The organism is Rhizobium sp. SRDI969 (genome assembly GCF_025152725.1).
Classification (GTDB): Bacteria; Pseudomonadota; Alphaproteobacteria; order Rhizobiales; family Rhizobiaceae; genus Rhizobium; species Rhizobium leguminosarum_I.
This window is the reverse complement of the sequence record NZ_CP104035.1, coordinates 4,164,417-4,177,765: the sequence shown is the minus strand read 5'-3', so window position 1 is coordinate 4,177,765 and position 13,349 is coordinate 4,164,417. Positions and strand designations below refer to the sequence as shown.

The window sequence follows — 13,349 nt, the reverse complement described above, 5'->3', positions numbered from 1 at the left end:
GGGGTGTACCATTTTAAATTGCCAACGCACTAATTTAGCACAAAAAATCCCGGACGTGTGTCCGGGATTTCCTGGATTTAGCGATTTCAGGGTGCTCTCAGCGAGGGCAACTATCGATGTAGCGGCGACCGTAGCGGTCGCGATAGTAGCACTGGCCGGGCTGTTCGGCGACGCTGCCGATGAGGGCGCCGGACACGCCGCCGATCGCGGCGCCGACTGCCGCGCCACGAACATTGCCGGTGACTGCACCGCCGATGACGGCGCCTGATGCAGCGCCGATGCCGGCGCCCTGCTGCGTCGGCGTGCAGCTTGCAATCGACAGGCCGACCAATGCGAGTATGACAGCTTTCTTCATCTTTTCTCTCCGAGGTTGTTGCCCAGCGGGCAAAGGCCGTCCCTTCTATTTTTTTTCAGGCTAGACCGAAAACTATGTCGGAAGAAAGGGTTGTCCATCCGGTGTGCTGATTTTTTTGCGATCGGGCCGGGTCGCCTTTTGCACGGTGCGCAAGCTCCCCCTGCCTTCTGCGGCATCAATTTCGTTGATCGCGGCGCGCATATTTTTTATCTGGAATCATTCAAAAATCTGGGCCTTTTGCCGCAGTTGATGTTAAAGCAAAGGGTAAGCATTGACGCGCGGACGTCCAGTCATCAAGAACATCCGCGCGATACTGGAGCACATGATGGATTTCGAAGCGTTTTTCAAAGACGAGCTGGACGGGCTTCATAGCGAAGGCCGTTACCGCGTTTTTGCCGATCTCGAACGTCACCGCGGCAATTTCCCGCGCGCGACGCGTCACACCGCGGATGGCCAAAAGGAGGTCACGGTCTGGTGCTCCAACGACTATCTCGGCATGGGCCAGCATCCGAAGGTGATCGAGGCGATGAAGAACGCCATCGACCACTGTGGCGCGGGTGCGGGAGGCACCCGGAATATTTCTGGCACCAACCACCATCACGTCATGCTCGAGCGTGAGCTTGCCGATCTGCACGGCAAGGAAGCCGCGCTGATCTTCACGTCGGGCTATGTCTCCAACTGGGCAGCGCTCGGCACGCTCGGCGCCAAGATCCCCGGCCTGATCATCTTCTCCGACGCATTGAACCATGCCTCGATGATCGAGGGCATCCGCTACGCCAAGTGCGACAAGGTGATCTGGAAGCACAATGACGTGGCCGATCTCGAAGCCAAGCTCAAGGCCGCCGATCCGAAGGCGCCGAAGCTGATCGCCTTCGAGAGCGTCTATTCGATGGATGGCGATATCGCCCCGATCAAGGAAATCTGCGACCTCGCCGACACATACGGGGCGATGACCTATCTCGACGAAGTGCATGGCGTCGGCATGTACGGCCCGCGCGGCGGCGGCATTGCCGAGCGCGACGGGCTGATGGACCGGCTGACCGTGATCGAGGGCACGCTCGGCAAGGCGTTTGGGGTGATGGGCGGCTATATCGCCGCGTCGACGGCGCTTTGCGATTTCATCCGCTCGTTTGCGTCGGGCTTCATCTTCACCACGGCGCTGCCGCCGGCGCTGGCCGCCGGTGCCGTCGCCTCGATCCAGCACCTGAAGATCAGCCAGTTCGAGCGCGCCCGCCATCAGGACCGTGTCCGCAAGCTGCGGGCGCTGCTCGACCAGCGCGGCATTCCGCATATGCCCAATCCGAGCCATATCGTGCCGGTGCTGGTCGGCGATGCGGCCAAGTGCAAGTGGATCTCCGACCTGCTGCTCGACAATTGCGGCGTTTACGTCCAGCCGATCAACTATCCCACCGTGCCGAAGAAGACCGAACGGCTGCGCATCACGCCGACACCGCTGCATTCCGACGCCGATATCGCCCATCTGGTCGAGGCGCTGCATTCGCTTTGGTCGCGCTGCGCGCTCGCAAGGCACGTCGCCTGATTTTTCGATGATCGCTCGGTTCGAACCGTAATTCAGGGCCTCCACTGGAGGCTCTGACAGCGATCGGTCTTGCTCCCGCAAGGCGCTGCTGCAAACCTCCTTACCCGCCCAAGATCATCCGCTCTGTGCTTGGTCTCAACACCGATGACACATCGCAATCGGCCTGATCGATGCGCGTCGAACTCTCCCTGTGCTTGCCCTTCCCGCAAACTGCATTGCCGATCCGGCCTTTGTGCCGCATGAGAAAACCTTTTCTCACTTGACATAAGGTTTGGTAAAAGCTTTTCTCAGATCACTTCAGAAGGAGGACGTTCTGAACATATCGGGAGGAAAAAGAGGCAGGATCACCATCCACGAGGTGGCGGCGGCTGCCGCGGTGAGCATCTCCACGGCGTCGAAAGCTCTCAACGATACCGGCCGGATGGGCTCGGAAACGCGCGAACGGGTGAAACGGATTGCCGCGGAAATTGGATACCGGCCGAATGCGCTGGCCAGAGGTCTTCTCAGCAAGCGCAGCTTCACCATCGGACTGCTGACGAATGATACTTACGGCCGTTTCACGCTGCCTGTCATGGCAGGCATTTCGGACGCACTCGTCGATCACGGTGTTTCGGTCTTCCTGTGCGCGATCGAAGACGATCCGGCGCTCGCCCAGATCCATGTCGACGCGATGCTGGACAAGCAGGTCGATGGGATCATCGCAACCGGCAAGCGGCTGGACAGGCGCCTGCCTGTCGACCTGTCGAATTTGCATGTGCCTGTCGTCTACGCCTTCACGGAGGGGACGCAGAACAGTGTTACTTTTCGTTCGGACGACGAGCAGGGTGCGAGGCTCGCCGTCGAGTGGCTCGCGAACATCGGGCGGCGGCGGATTGCCCATATCACCGGGCCGGAAGAGTTCTTCTCGGTGCGGGAGCGTGCCGGCGCCTATCACGAGGTGGCAGGTCACCGCGAACCGGTGCTCTACGGCGTCTGGTCGGAAAGCTGGGGCCATGAGGCAGTCGAGCAGCTTTGGAAGAGACCCGGAGAAAAACCGGATGCGCTCTTCTGCGGCAATGATCAGATCGCCCGAGGTGCTGTGGATGCGTTGCGCGAGCGCGGCGTCAAGGTGCCGCAGGACGTCTCGGTCGTCGGCTTCGACAATTGGGAGATTGTCGCGGCCCAGACGCGGCCGCCGTTGACGACGGTGGACATGGAACTGAAGGAGCTCGGGCGGCAAGCCGGATTGACGGTGCTTGCGCTTGCGGAAGGACGGCCTGTCGAACCGGGAGTGAGGAAATTGCCGTGCCGGCTGATCGTCCGGCAATCATGCGGGGGGTAAAGCCCCCGGGGATGAGAACACGTGAATGAGCAAAGGCGCGAGGAGATGCGCCATATCGGGAGGAGTGTCATGATCAAGCGTCTATTGGCGGCGACCAGCATCGCTACCTTATGTCTGGTGTCGGCCGCGTCAGCCGCCGAAAATGTCGAAATGTGGGTTCGCTCGGGGATCGGCGACGCCTTCAAGAAGGTCGTCGAAGCCTATAATTCCGGTCACGAGAACAAGGTCGTGATGACCGAAGTGCCGTTTTCCGAGCTCGTGCAGAAATATGCGACGGCAATCGCCGGCGGACAGGCGCCGGACGCGCTGTCGATGGATCTCATCTACAACCCCGCCTTTGCTGCGGCCGGCCAGCTGGAAGACCTGACGGACTGGGCGAAATCGCTGCCCTATTTCAACTCGCTGTCGCCCTCGCATGTGCGCCTCGGCACCTATCAGGGCCGGATCTACGGCCTGCCGCTGTCGGTCGAGACATCGGTCTTTGCCTGGAACAAGGATCTCTACAAGAAGGCGGGTCTCGACCCGGAAAAGGCGCCGGCCAACTGGGATGAAATCACCGCCAATGCCGAGAAGATCCGGGCCTTGGGTGACGATACCTACGGCTTTTATTTCTCCGGCGGCGGCTGCGGCGGCTGCATGATCTTCACCTTCACGCCGCTCACCTGGGGTGCCGGCGCCGATATCCTGTCGGCCGACAGCAAGACGGCAACGCTCGATACCCCTCAGATGCGCAAGGCCGTCGATATCTACCGCAACATGGTCAAGAAGGACTTGGTGCCGGCGGGTGCGGCCAGCGACACCGGCGCCAACTTCCTGACCTTTACCAACGGCAAGATCGGCCAGCAAAGCCTCGGCGCCTTTGCCATCGGCACGCTGGTGACCGAGCATCCCGATATCAACTTCGGCGTGACGCTCATCCCCGGCGTTGACGGCAAGCCTTCGTCCTTTGCCGGCGGCGACAACTTCGTCATCACCAAGGGCACGAAGAAGATCGACGCGGTGAAGGGCTTCCTCGAATATGTGTATTCGATGGACGGCCAGAAGATCATGGCGAAATACGGCAGCCTGCCGACGCGCGGCGATATCGCCGACAAGGTGCTTGAGGGCCTCGATCCGCGCATGCAGGTTGGCCTGAAGGCGATCAGCGTCGCCAAGACGCCCTATACGCTGCAATTCAACGACCTGATCAACAGCGCCAACGGGCCATGGGCAAGCTTCACCAATGCCGCGATCTTCGGCGACGATGTCGACGGCGCGTTTTCGAGCGCCCAGTCGGAAATGCAATCGATCATCGATAGCGGCCAGTAATCTCTCCCCGGCCGCGGCCGGGGAGCGGTGGCAGCTTCCCGGCCAATCCCACTCGACAGACGCGGAGCGTTTTGATGACCGGTTCCGGTTCAGAGACTCTATTGCCTCAGCGCAGGCGACGGCGCAGATCGAACTGGCGAGGTCTTGCCTATATCGCGCCGGCCATGGCGCTCGTCATCGTCTTCTTCATCATGCCGGTTCTCTTCACCGGATGGATGAGCCTTCACAACTGGCCGCTGATGGGGGCGTCGCGCTGGATCGGCTTCAACAATTATTTTCGCATGGCCAACGACACCCGCTTCATGGCGGCGCTGAATTTCACGGCCTACTACACCGTGATCGTCACCATCGCGATCTTCGCGATCGCCTTTCCGCTCGCCATCTTCGTCGAAAAGGAACGGCAGTTCGTCAGCGCCTATCGGACGATCATCTTCCTGCCCGTCGTGGTCGGTCTTGCCACCGCCTCCCTGCTCTGGGTCTGGCTCGCCAATGTCGATAGCGGCTTCATCGGGCCGGCCTTGAAGGCGCTCGGTCTTCTGGAAAAGAGCCCCAATCTGCTGGCGACTTTCGACACCGCCTTTCTGACGATCGTGGTGATGGTCGTCTGGAAGATCGCCGGCTTCACCATGATCATTCTTTTGACTGGGCTTCAGGCCATTCCGTCCGAGCTGACGGAGGCCGCCCGCATCGACGGCGCCGGGCGCTGGCAGCGTTTCCGGCATCTGACGCTGCCGCTGATGCGCAAGACGATCGCCCTGGCGCTGATCGTCTCCGTCACCGGTTCGATCCTCGCCTTCGACCAGTTCTACATCATGACGTCAGGCGGACCGCAGAACAAAATGATCTCGGTGGTCTATTACATCTTCAATCAGTCCTTCGTGTCGTTCAACCTCGGCTACGGCGCAGCGCTGTCGATCGTGCTTCTCGCCATCCTGGTGGCGATCAGCATCGTGCAGCTCTGGCTGCTTCGCGTCGGGGAGGAGCGTCCATGACCACCTCAAGGGAACGCCGCGCGCGCAAGGCCATCCGTGCGAAATCGGTCTATCATCTGACCGGCATTGCCATATCGATCTTCTTCCTCGCCCCCTTCGTGATCACGCTATTGTCGTCCTTCCGGCATGGCACGGAGGCTAGCCTGCCGCCCCTGCCGCCGTGGCCGACCTCCGGCGTCAGCATCGATTCCTATGCTCTGCTCGATACGTTCGGCGCCGGCATCTGGCGGCACATGATCAATTCTCTGTTCGTTTCGGTCGCCACCGTGGTGCTCACCGTCGCCGTCAGCCTGCTCGCCGGCTACGGTTTCTCGCGGTATCGATTTCCGATGAAGAATGCGCTCTTCGTGCTGATCATCGCGACGCTGATGATCCCGTTCCAGTCGATCCTGACGCCGCTCTTCATCATCCTGGCAAAGCTCGGCCTCAACAATTCGCTGATTGGGCTGACGCTCGTTTATGTGACGCTGCAACTGCCCTTCTCGGTCTTCATGATGCGCAACGCCTTCGACGCCGTGCCGAAGGAGATCGAAGAGGCCGCACGCATCGACGGCGCGCGCGACCTCAGGCTTCTGGTCCGGGTTCTTCTGCCGCTGGTCCTTCCCGGCGTCGCGACGGTCGCGATCTTTGCCTTCCTCAATGCCTGGAACGAGTTTCTCGCAGCACTCGTGCTGCTCTCCAGCAATGAGAAATACACCCTGCCAGTGCTGATGACGGCGGTTCGCGCCGGACGGCTCGGCGCCATCAACTGGGGAGCGGTCCAGGCCGGTGTCGTCGTCATGACGATTCCTTGCCTGATCGTCTTCCTGCTCCTGCAACGCTATTACATGCGCGGGCTGATGGCCGGCGCGGTGAAATGATCTTAGAGAAAGTGGAGCCCATGACCAAACCAAGCAACGACCGCCAGTTTCGTCCCGTCGCCGTTCCCGATGTGGAACTCGGCGGCTTCTGGGGCAAATGGCAGGACGCCGTCTGCAATTCCACCGCCGAGACCTTGCTCGACCGCTGTGTCGAGGCCGGCATGCTCAAGGCGATCGACGTCGATCAGCCGAGCCCCGGGGTCGTCATTCCCATTCAGCCATGGGGCGGGACGACCCAGATGTTCTGGGATTCCGACCTCGGCAAGTCGATCGAGACGATCGCCTATTCGCTTTATCGCCGGCCGAACCCGAAGCTCGAGGCGCGGGCCGACGAGATCATCGACATGTATGAGAAGCTGCAGGATGAGGACGGCTATCTGAACGCCTGGTTCCAGCGCGTGCAACCGAACCGGCGCTGGACCAACCTGCGCGACCATCATGAGCTCTATTGCGCCGGCCATCTGATCGAAGCCGCGGTCGCCTATTACCAGGCGACCGGCAAACGCAAGCTGCTCGACATCATGAGCCGCTATGCCGATTACATGATCAAGATTTTCGGGCACGGCGAGGGCCAGATCCCCGGCTACTGCGGCCATGAGGAAGTCGAGCTCGCGCTGGTCAAGCTCGCCCGCGTGACGGGAGAAAAGAAATATCTCGAGCTATCGAAATACTTCATCGACGAACGCGGCACCGAACCGCATTTCTTCACCGCCGAGGCAAGTCGCGACGGCCGCGATGTCTCCGAATACCACCAGAAGACCTATGAATATGCGCAGGCACACCAGCCGGTGCGCGCGCAGACAAAGGTCGTCGGCCACGCCGTGCGCGCCATGTATCTCTATTCGGGCATGGCCGACATTGCCACCGAATACCAGGACGACAGTCTGACGGCAGCGCTGGAAACGCTCTGGGACGATCTGACGACCAAGCAGATGTACATCACCGGCGGCATCGGGCCGGCGGCGTCCAACGAAGGCTTTACCGATTATTTCGATCTGCCGAACGATACCGCCTATGCGGAGACCTGCGCCTCGGTCGGCCTGGTGTTCTGGGCAAGCCGCATGCTCGGCCGCGGGCCGGATCGGCGCTATGCCGACATCATGGAGCAGGCGCTTTACAACGGCGCGCTGCCGGGGCTTTCGACGGACGGCAAGACCTTCTTCTATGACAATCCGCTTGAAAGTGCCGGCAAGCACCATCGGTGGAAATGGCACCATTGCCCTTGCTGCCCGCCCAACATCGCCCGGCTGGTGACCTCGATCGGCTCCTACATGTACGCCGTTTCGGATAACGAGATCGCCGTGCACCTCTATGGCGAGAGCACCGCCCGGCTGAAGCTTGCTAACGGTGCCGAGGTCGAACTCGAGCAGACCACCAACTATCCGTGGGACGGTGCGGTCGCCTTTACCACCAGGCTGGAGAAGCCGGCGCGGTTTGCGCTGTCGCTGCGCATTCCGGACTGGGCCGAAGGCGCAACCCTCAGCGTCAACGGAGAGATGCTCGATCTCAACGCCAATATGCGGGACGGATATGCCAGGATCGATCGTGACTGGGCGGCGGGCGATCGTGTCGCCCTCTACCTGCCGCTGGCGCTTCGGCCGCAATATGCCAATCCGAAGGTGCGCCAGGACGCCGGCCGGGTCGCATTGATGCGCGGGCCGCTGGTCTATTGTCTGGAAACCACGGACAATGGCGAAGACCTCAATGCCATCGTCCTGCCGCGTGAGCTCTCCACAGCCGAAACCGTCGTGCTGAAGGATCTCAACGATGCCGTCGCCCTCGATCTCAAGGTCGAGCGCGAGGAAACATCGAACTGGGGAACAGCGCTCTACCGCAAGGCGCCGGCCGAAAGGCAGGTCGCCACCGCGCGTTTCGTGCCCTATCATCTCTGGGACAACCGCGCACCCGGAGAGATGCTCGTCTGGGTCCAGTCGGACAGATAGGTCTTTTGGGGATGACGAACGGTGTGGCTAACAAGAGCGTCGTGCTCCAGGACGTGCGAAAAAGCTATGGCAATCTGCAGGTGGTCCACGGCATCGACCTGACGATCGCGGAGGGCGAATTCGTCGTCTTCGTCGGCCCTTCCGGCTGCGGAAAATCGACGCTTCTGCGCATGATCGCCGGCCTGGAAGACGTGACCGACGGGGAGGTCGAGATCAAGGGGCGTGTTGTCACCGATCTCGATCCATCCGAGCGCGGCATCGCCATGGTCTTCCAGTCCTACGCGCTCTATCCGCATATGAGCGTGCGCGACAACCTGGCCTTCGGCTTGAAGATGGCGCGCACCAGTGCCGCCGAGATAGAGACGCGCGTCAAGGCCGCTTCCGCCATCCTGAAGATCGACCATCTTCTCGACCGGCGGCCGGGACAGCTTTCCGGCGGCCAGCGGCAGCGTGTGGCGATCGGCCGGGCGATCGTGCGCAAGCCCGATGTCTTCCTGTTCGACGAACCGCTGTCCAATCTCGATGCGGAACTGCGCGTTTCGATGCGCATCGAGATCGCCCGCCTCCATCGTGAACTCGGCAATACGATGATCTATGTCACGCACGATCAGACGGAGGCGATGACGCTCGCCGACAAGATCGTCGTGCTGCGCGACGGCCGCGTCGAACAGGCCGGAACGCCGCGGGAAATCTATGAGAATCCCTCGAATACCTTCGTGGCGGGCTTCATCGGCTCGCCGAGGATGAACCTGCTGAATGCCCGTTGGGGTGAGGGAGGCATGGTCGAAGTCGCCGGCCGGCAGATCGAAAGCGGCCTGCCGCCGGCAGACAGGCCGGTTGGCGGCGCGGTGACGCTCGGCCTGCGGCCGGAGCATCTGAGGGTGGCCTCCGATCTATCGGGCAGCCTGACGGCCAGGGTCGATTTTTCGGAATATCTCGGCGGAACGCAATATCTCTATTGCCAGCTTGCCGATGGCCAGTCACTCACCGTCGAGCATCGCTCGCCGATCAGCATCGCGGCAGGCGAGCAGGTGAGCCTGCTGTTTGAACCGTCGGATTGCCGGTTGTTCGACGAGGGCGGCAACCGGTTGCGGTAATGGCGCCGGTCGCGATCACAGGCGGGGCGACCACTCGATGATCGGCCGTCCGAACTTCACTCGGCGATCGCGAGTGTCATCAGCTCCGCCGCCCTTTGCCGGGCTTCCCTGTCGGCGGCGAAGACATCGTCCATGCCGGCAGCCGGCGGCAGGCCGGCCAGATCGTCCATGACCCTTTCGGTGACCTCGGCCATGGCGAGGAAGGAGAGCCGCCCTTCGATGAAGGCTTCGAGCGCCACTTCCTTGGCGCCGTTCAGCACCGCGCCCTGAACGCCGCCGCGCCTCATCGCCAGGCGTGCGAGCCGCAGCGCCGGAAACCGCGTCTCATCCGGCGCCTCGAAATCCAGCCTGGCGAGCTTGGCGAAATCCAGCCGCTCGACGGGTAGGTTCGGCCGGCGCGGAAAGGACAGGGCATAACCGATGGCAGTGCGCATATCCGGCGCGCCAAGCTGCGCCAGAACCGACCCATCGGTATAGCCGACCATGGAGTGGATGATCGATTGCGGATGGAAGATGACCTCGATCTGTTCGGGTCTGAGACCGAAAAGGTGCCGGGCTTCGATCATCTCCAGCGCCTTGTTGAACATCGAGGCGCTGTCGATCGAGATCTTCAATCCCATCGACCAGTTCGGGTGGGCACGTGCGGTTTCCACCGTCACGTCCGCCATGTCACGCAGCGAGGCGGTGCGGAAGGGGCCACCCGACGCCGTCAGGATGACCCGCTCGACGGCGTGGCGCTGGTTCTCTTCCAGCACCTGGAAAATCGCGTTGTGTTCGCTGTCGACCGGAAGCAGCCTGCCGCCGCCCGCCCGGATCGCTGCGATGAAGAGATCGCCGGCCGATACCAGGCATTCCTTGTTGGCAAGGGCGATATCGGCGCCGCGGCGGGCGGCCGCAAGGGTCGGCGCCAAGCCCGCGGTGCCGACGATTGCCGCCATCACCCAGTCGGCTTCGCGGTCGGCGGCTTCCATCAGCCCGGATTTTCCCGAAGCGACCGCGATGCCGCTGCCGGAAAGTTCGCTCTTCAGTGATTCGTAATGGCGGTCGTTTGCCGTGACCGCCAGCCGCGCGCCGGAGGATTTCGCCTGCCGGGCCAGCAATTCGACATTGCCGTTGCCGGTCAGCACGGAGATTTCGAAGTTCTCCCGTCCGCCCAGGTGATCGACGACATTGAGTGTATTCTGGCCGATCGAACCCGTCGAACCGAAGATGCTGAGGCGCCGCGGCGCGCTTTTGCCGGTTATCATGTGGTATTTCGCGAAAATTTCTCTCGTAGGCTCAGGCTCTACTAGGCTTTGGAGGGGGCGGCAAGTGTGCGGTGCAGCAGATTTCAACCCGCGAGGGGTTTACAGAGCGGCGGTTGGATGTGATCCTTACAACAATCCTCATGGGGATTGGGAGGTTCCGCCGCGGCCGTTCACGGTCGCATGCGCAATCGGGACGCTGCGGCGTCCATTGAAGAACAGGCACGCGGTGCCACAGGCCTTCCGGCCAAAATCAAATCGAGGTTGAAACCGGGATTGGCGGCTTGGCCGCAATCCCCATCGCGTTCGCTGCGAGCGCCTTCATATGTGCTGTCGCGTCGGTTCGGCGCTAGAGCCCTGTGTCAGGTCAAAACGATCGGATTTCATGAAGATACTTAAAACAGCATGCATTCTTTTCGCCATCCTATCCTCGCTCACCGCCGCAGCCAGGGCGGACGACCTGGTGATCTGGTCGCCGGCCAAGCTTTCGGACCGGTCCTACAAGGCGACGATGGGTTTTCGCCTGCCGGCGGAATGGGAAACGAGCGCCGGCGCCGACATCGCGCTGGCCTCGACCAAAGGCGGGGCGCTGCTGCCCGATTCCGAACAAGCAATGCTTTGGGGCCGGATCACCAGGACGAGCGTTACCCCGGCAGGCCAGTCACAGCAGGGTGCCAGCGTCAGCGTCGATACGCTGCGCGGCAGTGGCGCGCTGACGCTTAGCCGCTCGCGCAGCTGGATTCTCTCCGATTCACTCGACATGCAATCGAGCCGGTCCATCAGTGTCCAGTATGACGCGGTCGAAGCCCGGCAGGCTTCGGTGACGGCATCGCAGGCGCTGAAGCTGATCCATCCCTGGACGGGAACCTCGCTTTCGGCAGGGACAGGCGTCAGCAATGCCAGCGGCGACTTCTCGAGCACGGTGGGGGTCAGCCAGACCATCCTGCCGAATCTCAATCTCGATGCCTCGCTCAGCAATCCGTTTTCGGGGGGGGAGGCGGGCAGCGTCAATCTCCGCTATCGCGTGCAGTGGTAGCGGTGCTGAACCAAACTCCGCCGATCAGCGTTTCCTCCGCAGGTTTTCACGGAGGAACGGATCATGGTTTTCAAGGAGCAGACATTTCACGGGCTCGAACCCGAGATGGAAGCGGAAATCGCCAATCGTGCATCGGTCGAGGCAGCCGTTGCCAATGCGCTGGCGATCGCCGGCGGTATCGATGCATCTGATGTCGAGGTGACGATGGAGAACGATCAGATCGTGCTCACCGGTACCGTCGGCACGGTCGGCGAGATCGAACGGGCGACCGCGGTCGCCACGGCCGTCGAGGGTGTGCATGCGGTGCAGAACCGTATCCTGCTCGGCGGATCCTTGATCGATGGCACGCATTAACGAGATGGCGGGCCGCTCCCAGACCCTGCCAGACGAGGACTATTTCCACGTCGTCGCCTATCAGCCGGCGCTGAGCTGATCAACCGGCGAAGCGTTCGATGAGGAAGGACGAGCCGGCCAGACGATCCGTCTTCTGCATGGCGCCCGACCCTTGTGGGTGGTAGGCGATGGCAAGCAGCACGGCGCTGACAGCGACATAAGCGATGGCCAAAAGAATCATCTTGATACGCATGATGAGTACTCCTGTTTCGCAATAAAACGCGGCTGATATGGTGAAGTTCCTCATCGGCGCGATCAGGGCGCGATCAGTTGAAAAGCCTGGCTGGGGAGGATCAGCCGGGCTTTTCCTGTATGGATTGCCTTATCGGCAGATTCGGGTTTCCTTGACGATCGTGTGACCGTGGCGGCGGATCTTTTCCACCTTGGTGAAGCACTCCTCGGAGATGTGGCGCGGCCTCAGGTGATGGCGGTAATAGGGTCGGTCCGAATGGCGATAATAGGGACGCGCATCATCCGTGGTGATGGTCACACTTGCCGCCTGGGACGGCATTGCGGAAAAGACGGACGCAGCAGCGAGCGTGCAGGCAAGGATAATCTGTTTCATGACGAGCCTCTCTTTCTGAGTTTGTCATGAGATCAACTCGCCGGAAGCGCTGTCGGTTCAATCACATAGAGTTACCGATTGTGTCGAAGGCAGAAACCTTTAGGGCCGCGGATCGTTAGCGCAAGGGGACAGCCAGAGGCATCGATCATGGGACTGATTGCAAGGATCATCGCCATTGTGGCCGGGCTTGCCAGCGGCACGATTTTTTCGCAGGCGCCGGAATTTGCGCAGCAATACCGCCAGCGGATCGGCGGGGCGATCGATGAATTGCGGGTCATCGTCGAGGATTTCAATGCCCAGGCAGCCGAACACCATCTCGATCGCCAGCAGGCGCTGAATGCCTATGCGCAATCATCCGACGATTTCCTGCGCGACCGCGGTGTCTCGATGCAGAGCACGATCATGCGTTACGAAACGCTGCTGTCGCAGCAACTCCACCTCGGCATCGCCGCACCCGTCGCCAGGCCTTTCATCCTGCTGCGGGACGCGGACGACGTTGTTTTCGCCAATACCTGGCGCGACTTCGTACCCAGCGTGCCGGTCAGCTTTGCCGGCCTTGTCTGGGGTGCGATTGGTTTTGTCGGGGGCTGGGCCGTCGCGGCTCTGCTGGGATTGGGTGCGCGGCGGGTCACGAGGACACGGCGAGTCCATCGTCAGGTGCGGTGAACCAATCGGTGGCGAACGCGGCCTCGAAC

The 13,349-nt window shown here is 61.6% G+C and carries 14 protein-coding genes; 10 read left to right on the top strand and 4 right to left on the bottom strand.

Annotated features, from left to right (window positions below; all coding sequences use genetic code 11):
• Window positions 1–97: 97 nt before the first annotated feature.
• Window positions 98–355, bottom strand: a complete 258-nt coding sequence (locus N2A41_RS20700) for a YMGG-like glycine zipper-containing protein (protein ID WP_017966299.1) — start codon at window positions 353–355, stop codon at window positions 98–100.
• 325 nt (window positions 356–680) lie between these two features.
• Here N2A41_RS20700 and hemA point away from each other — a divergent pair, with 325 nt between their 5' ends.
• From hemA to N2A41_RS20665, 7 genes are all read left to right on the top strand, one after another.
• Entirely contained in the window at window positions 681–1,895 is a 1,215-nt protein-coding gene (gene hemA, locus N2A41_RS20695) for a 5-aminolevulinate synthase (RefSeq protein WP_260111079.1), read from the top strand.
• 358 nt (window positions 1,896–2,253) lie between these two features.
• Entirely contained in the window at window positions 2,254–3,216 is a 963-nt protein-coding gene (locus tag N2A41_RS20690; RefSeq protein ID WP_162116924.1) for a LacI family DNA-binding transcriptional regulator, read from the top strand.
• Between the two features lie 69 nt (window positions 3,217–3,285).
• Window positions 3,286–4,524: an ABC transporter substrate-binding protein gene (locus tag N2A41_RS20685; protein WP_162116829.1), complete on the top strand. Its 1,239-nt coding sequence runs from the start codon at window positions 3,286–3,288 to the stop codon at window positions 4,522–4,524.
• Window positions 4,525–4,598: 74 nt separating this feature from the next.
• Complete coding sequence (locus N2A41_RS20680; RefSeq protein WP_162116828.1) at window positions 4,599–5,516, top strand: carbohydrate ABC transporter permease; 918 nt, start codon at window positions 4,599–4,601, stop codon at window positions 5,514–5,516.
• Window positions 5,513–6,376, top strand: a complete 864-nt coding sequence (locus N2A41_RS20675; protein WP_222387017.1) for a carbohydrate ABC transporter permease — start codon at window positions 5,513–5,515, stop codon at window positions 6,374–6,376. The genes N2A41_RS20680 and N2A41_RS20675 overlap by 4 nt, the downstream gene beginning before the upstream one ends.
• Window positions 6,377–6,396: 20 nt before the next feature.
• Window positions 6,397–8,319 carry a glycoside hydrolase family 127 protein gene (locus tag N2A41_RS20670; protein ID WP_260109597.1) on the top strand — a complete coding sequence of 641 codons (1,923 nt, stop codon included), beginning with the start codon at window positions 6,397–6,399 and terminating at the stop codon, window positions 8,317–8,319.
• 11 nt (window positions 8,320–8,330) lie between these two features.
• A complete protein-coding gene (locus N2A41_RS20665) occupies window positions 8,331–9,416 on the top strand; it encodes an ABC transporter ATP-binding protein (RefSeq protein WP_260109596.1) in 1,086 nt (361 codons plus the stop codon).
• Between the two features lie 56 nt (window positions 9,417–9,472).
• Here N2A41_RS20665 and dxr read toward each other — a convergent pair whose 3' ends face one another.
• Window positions 9,473–10,663, bottom strand: coding sequence for a 1-deoxy-D-xylulose-5-phosphate reductoisomerase (dxr, locus tag N2A41_RS20660; RefSeq protein WP_260109595.1), 1,191 nt, complete (start codon window positions 10,661–10,663; stop codon window positions 9,473–9,475).
• 382 nt (window positions 10,664–11,045) lie between these two features.
• On the opposite strand from dxr, the gene N2A41_RS20655 reads away from it, so the two are divergent.
• Together N2A41_RS20655 and N2A41_RS20650 are read left to right on the top strand one after the other, a co-directional pair.
• Window positions 11,046–11,696 carry a hypothetical protein gene (locus N2A41_RS20655; RefSeq protein ID WP_260109594.1) on the top strand — a complete coding sequence of 217 codons (651 nt, stop codon included), beginning with the start codon at window positions 11,046–11,048 and terminating at the stop codon, window positions 11,694–11,696.
• 63 nt (window positions 11,697–11,759) lie between these two features.
• Window positions 11,760–12,050 (top strand): BON domain-containing protein, encoded by a 291-nt coding sequence (locus tag N2A41_RS20650; RefSeq protein ID WP_260109593.1) that lies wholly within the window; start codon window positions 11,760–11,762, stop codon window positions 12,048–12,050.
• A gap of 79 nt (window positions 12,051–12,129) precedes the next feature.
• Here N2A41_RS20650 and N2A41_RS20645 read toward each other — a convergent pair whose 3' ends face one another.
• Together N2A41_RS20645 and N2A41_RS20640 are read right to left on the bottom strand one after the other, a co-directional pair.
• Window positions 12,130–12,282 (bottom strand): hypothetical protein, encoded by a 153-nt coding sequence (locus N2A41_RS20645; protein WP_260109592.1) that lies wholly within the window; start codon window positions 12,280–12,282, stop codon window positions 12,130–12,132.
• 129 nt (window positions 12,283–12,411) lie between these two features.
• Complete coding sequence (locus N2A41_RS20640; protein WP_260109591.1) at window positions 12,412–12,654, bottom strand: hypothetical protein; 243 nt, start codon at window positions 12,652–12,654, stop codon at window positions 12,412–12,414.
• Between the two features lie 147 nt (window positions 12,655–12,801).
• On the opposite strand from N2A41_RS20640, the gene N2A41_RS20635 reads away from it, so the two are divergent.
• A complete protein-coding gene (locus N2A41_RS20635; RefSeq protein WP_260109590.1) occupies window positions 12,802–13,320 on the top strand; it encodes a DUF2937 family protein in 519 nt (172 codons plus the stop codon).
• Window positions 13,321–13,349 lie beyond the last annotated feature (29 nt).

What these genes read in the sequence shown, in the direction of transcription:
- N2A41_RS20700 (WP_017966299.1), bottom strand. Translation starts at nt 355, where the DNA reads ATGAAGAAAGCTGTCATACTCGCATTGGTCGGCCTGTCGATTGCAAGC.
- hemA (WP_260111079.1), top strand. Translation starts at nt 681, where the DNA reads ATGGATTTCGAAGCGTTTTTCAAAGACGAGCTGGACGGGCTTCATAGC.
- N2A41_RS20685 (WP_162116829.1), top strand. Translation starts at nt 3,286, where the DNA reads ATGATCAAGCGTCTATTGGCGGCGACCAGCATCGCTACCTTATGTCTG.
- N2A41_RS20680 (WP_162116828.1), top strand. Translation starts at nt 4,599, where the DNA reads ATGACCGGTTCCGGTTCAGAGACTCTATTGCCTCAGCGCAGGCGACGG.
- N2A41_RS20675 (WP_222387017.1), top strand. Translation starts at nt 5,513, where the DNA reads ATGACCACCTCAAGGGAACGCCGCGCGCGCAAGGCCATCCGTGCGAAA.
- N2A41_RS20670 (WP_260109597.1), top strand. Translation starts at nt 6,397, where the DNA reads ATGACCAAACCAAGCAACGACCGCCAGTTTCGTCCCGTCGCCGTTCCC.
- N2A41_RS20665 (WP_260109596.1), top strand. Translation starts at nt 8,331, where the DNA reads ATGACGAACGGTGTGGCTAACAAGAGCGTCGTGCTCCAGGACGTGCGA.
- dxr (WP_260109595.1), bottom strand. Translation starts at nt 10,663, where the DNA reads ATGATAACCGGCAAAAGCGCGCCGCGGCGCCTCAGCATCTTCGGTTCG.
- N2A41_RS20655 (WP_260109594.1), top strand. Translation starts at nt 11,046, where the DNA reads ATGAAGATACTTAAAACAGCATGCATTCTTTTCGCCATCCTATCCTCG.
- N2A41_RS20650 (WP_260109593.1), top strand. Translation starts at nt 11,760, where the DNA reads ATGGTTTTCAAGGAGCAGACATTTCACGGGCTCGAACCCGAGATGGAA.
- N2A41_RS20645 (WP_260109592.1), bottom strand. Translation starts at nt 12,282, where the DNA reads ATGCGTATCAAGATGATTCTTTTGGCCATCGCTTATGTCGCTGTCAGC.
- N2A41_RS20640 (WP_260109591.1), bottom strand. Translation starts at nt 12,654, where the DNA reads ATGAAACAGATTATCCTTGCCTGCACGCTCGCTGCTGCGTCCGTCTTT.
- N2A41_RS20635 (WP_260109590.1), top strand. Translation starts at nt 12,802, where the DNA reads ATGGGACTGATTGCAAGGATCATCGCCATTGTGGCCGGGCTTGCCAGC.